The sequence below is a fragment of the Streptomyces sp. NPDC089919 genome (assembly GCF_040684615.1).
Classification (GTDB): domain Bacteria; phylum Actinomycetota; class Actinomycetes; order Streptomycetales; family Streptomycetaceae; genus Streptomyces.
In genome coordinates this window covers 17,980-29,330 of the sequence record NZ_JBFBGK010000105.1, presented here as the reverse complement: position 1 = coordinate 29,330, position 11,351 = coordinate 17,980, and the positions used below count along the sequence as shown (strand labels likewise).

At 75.2% G+C, this 11,351-nt stretch carries 9 protein-coding genes and 1 pseudogene; 5 read left to right on the top strand and 5 right to left on the bottom strand.

The annotated features are described in order from the left end of the window. Positions 1-251: 251 nt before the first annotated feature. The 4 genes and pseudogenes from AB0O40_RS30890 to lysX form a co-directional block, all read right to left on the bottom strand. The gene (locus AB0O40_RS30890; protein ID WP_365048553.1) at positions 252-1,184 is read right to left on the bottom strand and encodes an A/G-specific adenine glycosylase; all 933 of its coding nucleotides are present in this window, start codon (positions 1,182-1,184) and stop codon (positions 252-254) included. A gap of 22 nt (positions 1,185-1,206) precedes the next feature. Then, positions 1,207-1,665 (bottom strand): annotated as a pseudogene (locus tag AB0O40_RS30885) (phosphatase PAP2 family protein); the annotation flags it as partial. A 5-nt stretch (positions 1,666-1,670) separates the two neighbouring features. Continuing rightward, a complete protein-coding gene (locus tag AB0O40_RS30880; RefSeq protein WP_365048551.1) occupies positions 1,671-2,576 on the bottom strand; it encodes a polysaccharide deacetylase family protein in 906 nt (301 codons plus the stop codon). Between the two features lie 91 nt (positions 2,577-2,667). Next, positions 2,668-5,970 carry a bifunctional lysylphosphatidylglycerol synthetase/lysine--tRNA ligase LysX gene (gene lysX, locus AB0O40_RS30875; protein ID WP_365048549.1) on the bottom strand — a complete coding sequence of 1,101 codons (3,303 nt, stop codon included), beginning with the start codon at positions 5,968-5,970 and terminating at the stop codon, positions 2,668-2,670. 60 nt (positions 5,971-6,030) lie between these two features. Between lysX and AB0O40_RS30870 the strand changes: the two genes are divergently transcribed. The 5 genes from AB0O40_RS30870 to AB0O40_RS30850 all read left to right on the top strand — a co-directional run bounded on the left by AB0O40_RS30870 (position 6,031) and on the right by AB0O40_RS30850 (position 10,762). Then, on the top strand, positions 6,031-6,492 hold the full coding sequence (locus tag AB0O40_RS30870; protein ID WP_365048547.1) for a universal stress protein: 462 nt from the start codon (positions 6,031-6,033) through the stop codon (positions 6,490-6,492). A gap of 127 nt (positions 6,493-6,619) precedes the next feature. Beyond that, positions 6,620-7,384, top strand: a complete 765-nt coding sequence (locus tag AB0O40_RS30865; RefSeq protein WP_365048545.1) for a LytTR family DNA-binding domain-containing protein — start codon at positions 6,620-6,622, stop codon at positions 7,382-7,384. A gap of 5 nt (positions 7,385-7,389) precedes the next feature. Beyond that, positions 7,390-7,830 (top strand): hypothetical protein, encoded by a 441-nt coding sequence (locus AB0O40_RS30860; protein WP_365048543.1) that lies wholly within the window; start codon positions 7,390-7,392, stop codon positions 7,828-7,830. After that, entirely contained in the window at positions 7,827-9,545 is a 1,719-nt protein-coding gene (locus AB0O40_RS30855; protein WP_365048541.1) for a cation acetate symporter, read from the top strand. The genes AB0O40_RS30860 and AB0O40_RS30855 overlap by 4 nt, the downstream gene beginning before the upstream one ends. Next, the gene (locus AB0O40_RS30850; protein WP_365048539.1) at positions 9,542-10,762 is read left to right on the top strand and encodes a histidine kinase; all 1,221 of its coding nucleotides are present in this window, start codon (positions 9,542-9,544) and stop codon (positions 10,760-10,762) included. Before AB0O40_RS30855 ends, AB0O40_RS30850 begins: the two co-directional genes overlap by 4 nt. A 17-nt stretch (positions 10,763-10,779) precedes the next feature. On the opposite strand, the gene AB0O40_RS30845 is transcribed toward AB0O40_RS30850, so the two are convergent. After that, entirely contained in the window at positions 10,780-11,241 is a 462-nt protein-coding gene (locus tag AB0O40_RS30845) for a hypothetical protein (RefSeq protein WP_365048556.1), read from the bottom strand. Between the last annotated feature and the right edge of the window lie 110 nt (positions 11,242-11,351).

The window sequence follows — 11,351 nt, the reverse complement described above, 5'->3', positions numbered from 1 at the left end:
GCCCACCCTTTGGCACGGCCCCGCCGGGGACAACTCCAGCCCCGCCGGCGATTGAGGCGCGGGTTCCGGGCCCGCGCCCGGCCGCTGCGCGGAGCTGTCCCCTCCCCGCCCCTTCCCGAAACCGTGGGCTCCGCCCCCGGACCCCCATACCGACGCTCCGCGCCGGTGCGCTCAAACGCCGCGCGGCTGGAATGGCCGGGGCAACGCCAAACGCCGGCGAGGCTGGAGGGGCCCGCCAGGGCCGGCAAGGGCTAGGTCAGGGGGAGGCGGTAGGTGGGGCCGGGGAGGGGTTCTACGAGGCCGTCGGCGACGAGGCCGTCGAGGGCTCGGGCACGTTGGACCGGGTCGTGCCAGACGGCGTCGAGGGCGGACTGGGGGACGGCCCCGGGGGCGTCGCGCAGGACCGCCAGCAGACGCCCCCGCACCTGCCGGTCCGTACCGGCGTAGGTCTGGCCGCGCCGGGCCGGCCCGTCGTGCGCCGGCTTCCCCGCCAACCGCCAAGCGCACCGCCCCTCGATCGGACACCGCTCGCAGGACGGCGACTTCGCCGTGCACACCAGCGCGCCCAGCTCCATCGAGGCCGCGGCCCAGGCGGCCGCCGTCGGCTCGTCGGCCGGCAGCAGTGCCCGCGCCAGCCGCCGCTCGGCGGCCGTGGTGGCGTTCGGCGGGTACTCCGCCCCCGTCACGGCCCGCGCGAACACCCGCCGGACGTTCGTGTCGAGCACCGCGTGCCGCTGCCCGTACGCGAAGGACGCCACCGCCGCGGCCGTGTACTCGCCGATCCCCGGCAGCGCCAGCAGGGCCGCGTGGTCCCGCGGCACGTCCCCGCCGTGCCGTTCCGTTATCGCCACCGCCGCCCCGTGCAGCCGCAGCGCCCGCCGCGGGTACCCGAGCCGCCCCCAGGCGCGGACCGCCTCGCCCGGGGCGTCCGCGGCCAGGTCGGCCGGCCGCGGCCAGCGGGCCAGCCACTGCTCGTACACCGGCAGCACCCGCACCACCGGCGTCTGCTGGAGCATGAACTCGCTGACCATCACGCCCCAGGGCCCCGCCTCGGGACGCCGCCACGGCAGGTCCCGGGCGTGCTCCTCGAACCAGTCGATCACAGGGGCGTGCAGCGCCCCCGGCGCCACGGGCAGCTCGCCGGCCGGAACGGCGGCGGCGGGGGAAGGAGTGATGGCAGTCATGACACTCCGCATCCTGGCACGTTCAGGGACGCCGCGCGGGCCCCGGACCGGTCAGCCAGCGCGCCGCCCCGGACCCGGAGCCCCGCATCGAGGCCAGCACCCCGCCCAGCGGCCGGGCCCCCAGCGCCATCACCAGCGAGGCCACCGAAGCGCCCAGGATCAGCCCCATCGCCACGTCGTGCGGGTAGTGGACGCCCACGAACACCCGCGAGAAGGCCATCAGCAGCGCCATCGGCACCACCAGCAGCGCGAGCGCGTTCCCCTGCAGCGGCCCCCGGCCCGGCAGCCCGGCCGCCGCCCCCGCCCCGCGCGCGGCCAGCGCCAGCCCGACCGCCGCGGCCCCCGCGATCGCGGAGTGGTTGCTGGGGAAGGACCAGTCGCCCGGCGGCGGACAGGCCACCAGCGGCGCCAGCGCCCCGGCCACCGCCCGGCAGGGCCGGTCCTCGTGCACCGCGGACTTGAGCAGTTCGGAGACCACGTACGGCCTCAGCGCCGCGGCGGCAGCACCGGCAGGGTGAGTTCGAAGCCCCGGTCCAGCAGCCTGGGCAGGTAGGTCTTCAGCGCCGCCACGCTCTGCGAGCGGTTGCCGCCCGCGTCGTGGGAGAGCACCACCACGCCGGGCGCCGCGCCCTTGAGGACCCGGCTGACGATGGTCGAGGTGCCCGGCTCCGTCCAGTCCAGCGTGTCCACGGTCCAGGCCAGCGGCTCCATCCCGAGCCCGGCGCCGATCTCGAAGGCCGCCCGGTTCCAGGCCCCGTACGGCGCGCGGAACCACACCGGCGCCTCCCCCACCGCCTGCTGGATCACGTCGCTGGTGCGGCCGATCTCCCAGGCCAGCTTGGCGCGGCTGAGCTTGGGGATGAGCGGGTGGGTCCAGGTGTGGTTGCCGATCACATGGCCCTCGTCGGCCATCCGGCGCAGCAGGTCCTTGTTGTCCACGGCCATCTCGCCGCAGACGAAGAACGTGGCCCGGACGTCGTACCGGCGCAGGGTGTCCAGGATGCCGGGGGTGTACCGGGGGTCGGGCCCGTCGTCGAAGGTGAGCACCATGTTGCTGCCCACGACCGGCATCTCCAACAGCGGCCGGACCCGGACCTGGGGCTTGGCGGGCCGGTGCCGCGGCGGCAGCTCCGCGGTCATGGGGCTGAGCCGGTACGAGGAGGGCAGCTGCGGGCGGGCGGCCTGCCCGGGCGGCCCGGGGCGCGCGGGCGCGCCCGCGGCGGGTGCGGGGCGGCCGGCGGCCGGACCGGCGGCGCCGGTCCGCGTCGGGGCGGGGGCTCCCGGGGAGCCGGCCTCTCCCCCGGTCAGCAGCCCGGCGGCGACGGCGGTACCCAGGAACACGGCGGAGCGCAGCATTCCCCGCCGCCCCGGAAGAAGCTCATCCGATTTCATTATCAATTGCTCGCACGCGACCCAGCGTGCGGGCTTCGACAACGCCGGTCAAGAGCCCATGTTCACCCGCGGGTTCACCCGCCCGGACCTGTCACTTGCCGCGGCGCACCAGGGGGAACGGCAGGGTCTCCCGGATCGTCAGACCCGTCAGGAACATCACCAGCCGGTCGACGCCGATGCCCAGCCCGCCGGTGGGCGGCATCGCGTACTCCAGCGCGTCGAGGAAGTCCTCGTCGATCTCCATCGCCTCCGGGTCCCCGCCCGCGGCCAGCAGCGACTGCGCGGTCAGCCGGCGCCGCTGCTCGACCGGGTCGGTCAGCTCCGAGTAGGCCGTGCCCAGCTCGGTGCCGAAGGCGACCAGGTCCCAGCGCTCTGCGAGCCGGGGGTCCTTGCGGTGCTGGCGGGTGAGCGGGGAGACGTCGGTCGGGAAGTCCTTGTAGAAGGTGGGCAGCGTGGTCCGCTCCTCCACCAGCCGCTCGTACATCTCCAGCACCACGTCGCCGCGGGTGTTCTCCGGGGTGTGCGGGACCCCCGCGCGGTCGCACAGGCGGCGCAGCACCGGCTCCTCGGTGTCCGCGTCCACCTCCTCGCCCAGCGCCTCGCCGATCGCCCCGTACATCGTCTTCACCGGCCAGAGCCCGGAGATGTCGTGCTCGACGAGGACGCCGTCGGGGCCGGCCTTGCGGGCCACCTGGGCGCCGTTGGCCGCGACGGCCGCGCCCTGGATCAGCTCCCGGGTCAGGTCGAGCATCACGTCGTAGTCGGCGAAGGCCTGGTAGGCCTCCAGCATCGTGAACTCCGGGTTGTGCTTGTACGAGACGCCCTCGTTGCGGAAGGTGCGGCCCATCTCGAAGACCTTCTCCATGCCGCCCACGCACAGCCGCTTCAGGTACAGCTCGGGGGCGATGCGCAGGTACAGGTCCAGGTCGTAGGCGTTGATGTGGGTGGTGAAGGGCCGGGCGTTGGCGCCGCCGTGGATCTGCTGGAGCATCGGGGTCTCGACCTCCAGGTAGCCCCGGTCCAACAGGCCCCGGCGCAGCGCCTGGACGGCCGCCGAGCGAGCCCGCACCACCTCGCGGGCCTCGGGCCGGGCCACCAGGTCGAGGTACCGGCGGCGCACCCGCGCCTCCGGGTCGGCCAGGCCCTTGCGCTTGTCGGGCAGCGGGCGCAGGCACTTGCCGGTCAGCTGCCAGCTGCCGACCACCACCGACAGCTCGCCGCTGCGGCTGGCCCCGAGCTCGCCGGTGGCCACCACGTGGTCACCGATGTCCACGGTGCCGGTGAACTCCGCGACCAGGTCCGCACCGGAGCCGTCCCGGGTGAACATCAGCTGGAGGTCGCCCGACCAGTCCCGGAGCACCGCGAACACCACGCCGCCCAGGTCGCGCACCACCATCACCCGCCCGGCGACGGTGACCACCTCGCCGGTCCGGGCGTCGGCGGGCAGCGTCCGGCCGCCCGCGCCCAGCTCGGCCACGGTGTGGGTGCGCTGCGGGATGCCGACGGGATAGGCGTCCACGCCGGCGGCCCGCAGCCGCTCGAGCTTGCGGTGCCGTACCCGGACCTGGTCGGGCAGCGGCGGCGCCGCGGGGGCGCCCGGCAGGGCCTCCTGGGCCAGGCCGAGGGCCTCGATGGCCGGCAGGTGGGCGGTGGTGGGGGCGGCGACCCCGCCGCCGCTGCGCCCCCGGCCCCAGAGCTTGTGCAGGCTCGGTACCGAGACGAACCCCTCGGCGATGCCCGAGGCGAGGCTGATCCGGGCGAGCGAACCGGCGTCCCCGTAGCAGAGGAAGCGCGGGTACCACTCCGGCTGGTACTTCACGTTGGACCGGTACAGCGCCTCCAGCTGCCACCAGCGGGAGAAGAACAGCAGCAGCCGGCGCCACAGCCGCAGCACCGGGCCGGCGCCGATCCGGCCGCCCTCCTCGAAGACGGAGCGGAAGACGGCGAAGTTCAGGGAGATCCGCCGCACGCCCAGCTTGGGCGCCTGCGCGCACAGCTCGGCCACCATGAACTCCATGACGCCGTTGGGCGCCTTGCGGTCCCGGCGCATCAGGTCCAGGGAGATGCCGTCCTTGCCCCAGGGGACGAAGGACAGCAGGGCGATCAGGTTGCCCTCCGCGTCGAAGGCCTCCACCAGCAGGCAGTCGCCGTCCTCGGGGTCGCCGAGCCGGTCCAGGGCCATGGAGAAGCCGCGCTCGGTCTCGGTGTCGCGCCACTTGTCGGCCCGGTCGACGGTGCGCTGCATCTCCTCCTCGGTGAGCGCGGAGTGCCGGCGGATCTGCGTGGTGGCGCCGGTGCGGCGCACCCGGTTGACGGCCTGCCGGGTGACCCGCATGTCCCGGCCGTCGAGGTCGAAGCGGGCCACGTGCAAGATCGCCTCGTCGCCCAGTTGGAGGGCGCCGAGACCGGACCGGGCGTAGGCGGTGGCGCCCTCCTCCGAGGCGCCCATCACGGCCGGCTGCCAGCCGTAGCGGCGGGCCAGGGCCAGCCACTCGTCGACCGCCGCGGTCCAGGCGCCGGGGTCGCCGACCGGGTCTCCGGAGGCCAGGCAGACCCCGGTCTCCACGCGGTAGGTGACGGCGGCCCGGCCGTTGGGCGCGAAGACGACGGCCTTGTCGCGCCGGGTGGCGAAGTAGCCCAGCGAGTCGTTGCGGCCGTAGGCGCCGAGCAGCGCGCGGATCCGCGGCTCCTCGTCGCCGTGCAGGGCCGCCTCCATGCGCTGCGAGCGGAAGAGCGTGGCGGCGGCGTTCAGCAGGGCCAGCGCGCCGAACAGGCCGCAGAAGAAGTACAGGGGCCGGGGCGGCCGGCCGTCGAACTGGCGGGCCGAGACCAGGCCGCCGAAGACCTGCTTGGCCGCCCAGTCCAGCCGCTGGCCGCTGGGCAGGGTGCCGGGCCAGACGGACACCAGGCCCCAGCCGAGGAAGACCGCCACCACCAGCCCGATGCCGAGCACCAGCATGGCGAGCCAGAACGCGCCGTGCCGGGAGGCCGCGTAGAACTCCTTGCGGGCCATCACCAGCACGGTCAGCGCGGCGATCGCGATGACGGTGGAGATGCCCGAGTACCACCAGTCGCCGTCGACCAGGAAGAGCACGTCGGTCAGGAGCAGCAGGGCCAGATAGGCGACCACGATCCACCAGGCGACCTTCTTGCGGCTGCCGAGCGCGGCCGCGAGGAGGGTGAGGAAGGCGGCGTAGGCGAGGTTGGCGCTGACCGGCACGACCAGCGCGTCGAGGTAGCGCACCACGTGCCGCAGCAGGCGGCGCAGCCCCGGGGAGAGCGCCAGCAGGGCGCACAGCAGGCCGAGGGTCCCGAAGAAGGCGGCGAACGCGTCGGGCACCCGCTTCAGGAAGCGGTTCCTGGTTCCCTGGGTCTGCTCCACGGTGACGCTCATGGTTCGCACTGTAGGCAGCGCCGCGCAGGTCCGCGCGGCGGGCGGGGTTAGCCTCAGGGGGTGACGGAGAAGCACAGCACACGGTTCGAGCGGGGCACGGACGGGCCCAAGGTCATCCTGGCGGGGGTGGACGGATCGGAGTCCTCGCTGCGGGCCGCCGCCTACGCGGCGGGGCTGGCCCGGCGGCAGGGCGCGCTGCTGGCGGTGGTGTACGTCCAGCCGGTGATGCCGGCGGGCGCGGCCATGGGCGTGCCGGTCGGCGGGGTCACCGAGGAGATCGCGCAGGGACTGGTCGCGGAGATCCGGGCCGCCGCCGAACGCCTCAAGGGCATCTTCGAGGTCCGCTGGGAGTTCCACACCTTCCACGGCGACGCGTACGCCGGGCTGGTCAGCGCGGCCGAGGAGCTGACGGCCGACGCGGTGGTGGTCGGCGCCTCGGAGCAGGCGGGCCACCGCATCGTCGGCTCGGTGGCCGTCCGCCTGGTGAAGGCGGGCCGCTGGCCGGTGACCGTGGTCCCGTAGCGCGCGGCGGGGCACGGGCGTCCGGTCCGTAGCTCGCGGCGGGGCACGGGCGTTCGGGTCCGGGTCGGTGACGCCGGTCCGCCGCCGCCCTCCCGCCTGCCGAAACACCCCGCTTAAACTGCGCGGCATGCTGCGCGCACTGGCCGTCGACGACGAGAAACCCGCCCTCGAGGAACTGCTGTACCTCCTGCGGGCCGATCCGCGGATCCTGAGCGCCGAGGGCGCCACCGACGCCACCGGTGCGCTGCGCCGCATCGGGCGGGCCCTGGAGGCGGGGCCCGCCGGCGAGGACGCGATCGACGTGGTCTTCCTCGACATCCACATGGCGGGGCTCACCGGCCTGGACGTGGCCCGGCTGCTCACCGGCTTCGCCCGCCCCCCGCACCTGGTGTTCGTCACCGCCCACGAGGGCTTCGCCGTCCAGGCCTTCGACCTCAAGGCGGTGGACTACGTCCTCAAGCCGGTCCGCCGGGAGCGGCTGGCCGAGGCGGTCCGCCGGGTCTGCGAGAGCGCCGCCGCCGCCCGTCCGGGGCCCGAGGCGGCCGGCCCGCCGGCCACGGCCGAGCAGATAGCCGTCGAACTGGGCGGGGTCACCCGCTTCGTGCCGGTGGACGACATCGCCTACGCCGAGGCCCAGGGCGACTACGCCCGGCTGCACACCGACACCGGCAGCCACCTGGTCCGCATCCCGCTCACCACCCTCGAGGAGCGCTGGGCCGCCCGCGGCTTCGTCCGCATCCACCGCCGCCACCTCGTCGCCCTCGCCCGGATCGACGAGTTGCGGGTGGACGCCGGCAGCACCACGGTGCGGATCGGCAGCGCCGAACTCTCCGTCAGCCGCCGGCACGCCCGCGAGCTGCGCGACCTGCTGATGCGCCGGGCCCGGGGCTGACCGGCGTGTGCACCGAAGCTCCCCGGCCGGAGCCGGGTCCCGCACCGCAGCAGCCGGACCGCCCGCGCCGCGAGACCGTCGTCGGTCCCCCGCTGCCGGCCCGCCGCCGGGCCCCCGGCCACACCCCCGCCCGCTCCGAGATCACCGAGCAGACCTCCCTGGGCGCCACGTACGTCCGGGCCCTGATGCGCAGCCAGCTGCGCACCGCGCTCGTCGCGCTGGCCGCGCTCACCCTGGTCATCGGGGGGCTGCCGCTGCTCTTCGTGCTCCCGCACCGCCCGGTGGGCGGCGCCGGCGCCCCGCTGGCCTGGGCCGCGCTGGGCTGCGCCGTCTACCCGGTGATGTGGCTGATCGCCCGCTGGTACGTGCGCCGGGCCGAACGCAACGAACGCGACTTCACCGGCCTGGTCGCCGGCCCCGCCGACCGGGGCGAGGGCCGCTGGTGAACCAGGCGTACGCGATCGCCGCCGTCGCCGCGGTGGTGCTCGGCACCCTCCTCATCGGCGGGCTCGGGCTGCGGATCTCCCGCACCACCTCCGACTTCTACGTGGCCTCCCGCACGGTGGGCCCCCGGCTCAACGCCGCGGCCATCAGCGGGGAGTACCTGTCCGCGGCCTCCTTCCTCGGCGTCGCCGGGCTGGTGCTGCTCCAGGGGCCGGAGATGCTGTGGTACCCGGTCGGCTACACGGCCGGCTACCTGGTGCTGCTGGTGCTGGTCGCCGCCCCGCTGCGGCGCTCGGGGGCCTACACCCTCGCCGACTTCGCCGAGGCCCGGCTGGAGTCGGGGGCGGTGCGCCGGCTCGCCGCGCTGTTCGTCGTCGGCATCGGCTGGCTCTACCTGCTGCCCCAGCTCCAGGGCGCCGGGCTCACCCTGCACATCATGACCGGCGCCCCGCACTGGGTCGGCGCGCTGGTGGTGGGCGTGGTGGTCACCGGGGCGGTGGCGGCCGGCGGAATGCGCAGCATCACCTTCGTGCAGGCCTTCCAGTACTGGCTCAAGCTGACCGCGCTGCTGGTGCCCGCGCTCTTCCTGACCGCGGCCTGGCTCGGCGACGGCGCCCCGGGGGCCCGCTTCGACGAGCCGCCCGCCTTCCGGGAGCACGCGCAGGTCACCGTCGCCGACGCGGTCTCGCTCGAGTTCACCACCCCGCTGCGGGTCACCGTCACCGGCCGGATCGACGGGCACGGCTACCAGGGGGCCGAGCTCGAACTCGGCCAGGGCCCGCACCGGATCGGCGCCGGCACCACCCTGCGCTTCCCGCCGGGGGCGCCGGTGCCCGAGCGGGCCTCGGCCGGCGGCTCCCGGTGGTCCCGGCCGCTGTCCGGCGGCCGCGAACAGCATCCGCTGTACGCCACGTACGGGCTGATCCTCGCCACCTTCCTCGGGACGATGGGACTGCCGCACGTGGCCGTCCGCTTCTACACCAGCCCGCACGGCACCGCCGCCCGCCGCACGACCCTCGTCGTGCTCGGGCTGGTCGGCGCCTTCTACCTGCTGCCGCCGCTCTACGGGGCGCTGGGCCGGATCTACGCACCGGAGCTGGCCCTGTCGGGGACCGCGGACGCGGCCGTGCTGGTGCTGCCGGAGCGGCTGATCGGCGGGATGGCCGGGAACCTGCTGGGCGCCCTGCTGGCCGGCGGCGCCTTCGCGGCCTTCCTGTCCACCGCCTCCGGGCTGACGATGGCGGTGGCGGGGGTGCTCACCCAGGAGGCGCTGCCGGGCCGCGGGGTACGGCAGTTCCGGCTGGCGACGATCCTGGCCATGGCGGTGCCGCTGGCGCTCAGCGCCTTCCTCGCCAACGTCCCGGTGGCCGACGCGGTGGGGCTGGCCTTCGCGGTGTCGGCCTCGTCCTTCTGCCCGCTGCTCGTCCTCGGCATCTGGTGGCGGGGCCTGACCGCGCCGGGGGCGGCGAGCGGGCTGCTGGCGGGCGGCGGCGCGGCCCTGTCCGCCGTACTGGCCACCCGCGCCGGGCTGCCCGCCGGCGGCTGGGCGCACGCCCTGCTGGCCTGGCCCGCGCTGTGGTCGGTGCCGCTGGGCTTCCTGACGATGGTGGCGGTCTCGCTGGCCACCCGGCACCGGATACCGGCGGGGGCGGCCGCCACCCTGACACGGCTGCACCTGCCGGAGGACCTGGTCGCCGGCCGGCGGGGGGACGGATGAGCGGCGAACTGCTGGCCGGGCTGCTGCCGGTGGGCTGCGCCCTCTTCGCCGCCGGTGTCGCGGCCGGGCGGTGGTGGGCCGGCCGGAGCACGGGCCGGTCCGGGCCGGGCCTGGGCACGCCCGTGCAGCGGGCCACCTTCCAGACCCTGCACACCGCCTCGCTGGCCGCGCCCCCGCTGCGGGCCGGGCTCACCGAGGACACCGCCCGCAAGGCGGTGCGCCGGCTGCGGCCGCTGCTGGGCACCGAGGCGCTGTGCCTGACCGACCGGGAGGCCGTGCTGGCCTGGGACGGGCCGGGGGCCGGCCACCACTGGGACCTGGTGATGGCCAAGGCCTCCGGGATCCTGGAGTCCGGGCGCAGCCTGACGGTGGAGACCGGCTGCCCGGACCCGCTCTGCCCGCTGCGCTGGGCGGTGATCGCCCCGCTCACCGGGGAGGAGGGCGTGCTGGGCGCGCTGGTGGCGTACGGCTCCCGGGAGTCGGCGGTGCTGGTGCGGGCTGCCACGGAGCTGGCCCGCTGGGTCTCGGTGCAGCTGGAGCTGGCCGAGCTGGACCGGTCCAGGACCCGGCTGATCGAGGCCGAGATCCGCGCCCTGCGGGCCCAGATCTCCCCGCACTTCATCTTCAACTCCCTGGCCGCGATCGCCTCGTTCGTCCGGACCGACCCCGAGCGGGCCCGGGAGCTGCTGCTGGAGTTCGCGGACTTCACCCGCTACTCCTTCCGGCGGCACGGGGACTTCACCCGCCTGGACGACGAACTGCGCTCGATCGAGCAGTACTTGGCGCTGGCCGGTGCGCGGTTCGGGGAGCGGCTGACGCTCACCCTCCAGGTGGCGCCCGAAGTGCTGCCGGTGGCACTGCCGTTCCTGTGCCTGCAGCCGCTGGTGGAGAACGCCGTCAAGCACGGCCTGGAGGACTCCGTCGAGGAGTGCCGGATCACCATCTGCGCGCGGGACGCGGGCACCGAGGCGGTGGTGACCGTGGAGGACAACGGGGTCGGCATGGAACCGGCGGTGCTGCGGGCCCTGCTGGCGGGCGAGGGCCCGGCCTCCTCGGGCATCGGGCTGCGCAACGTCGACGAGCGGCTGCGGCAGGTCTACGGGGACGACTACGGGCTGGTGATGGAGACCGGGGTGGGGGCCGGCATGAAGGTGACGGTCCGGGTGCCCAAGTACCGTGCCGGGGTGCACCCCGACGCCGGCGCGCAGCCGTTCTAGCGGACGGGCCGGCCGCCTCAGAAGAGGTGCATCGCCAGGTGCCCCAGCGGCAGTCCCAACTGCCAGGCGGGCGTCCAGATCCGGGAGTTCTCGTCCAGCGCCCCCAAGCCGTCGGGGTCGTCGGGGTCCTCCGGGTCGAGGTTGGTCGCGTACAGCTCGGTGCCCTCCAGCCAGCGCCAGGCGGCCCGGGCCAGCTCCAGGTCGGCGTCCGCGCCGCCGCGTTCGCGGGCCTCCTCGCCCAGTTGCAGGAACCGGGTCTGCGCCCAGTCCCGCCAGGGGTGTCCGTAGGCGGTCAGCGAGAGCCATTCGTCGAGCTGGGAGACCACCCGGATGCCGGAGAGCTCCCCGGCCGCGTCCGAGAGGTAGATCGTGAGCGCCAGGGTGTCCCGGCCGGCCCGGAACTCCAGGGTGCTGACCGGGATCAGCCGTCCGGTGCGCAGGAGTTCGTCCGCGATGTACTCGGCGTAGAGCCACGCCATGGGCACCGCCAGTCCGCCGTCACTGGTGCCGTTCGTACCCTCGGGGCGCACCGTGCCACCTTCTCCCGCGTGTCGAGCCTGCCGCCGTCTGGACCGAGCCTTCACTCCGG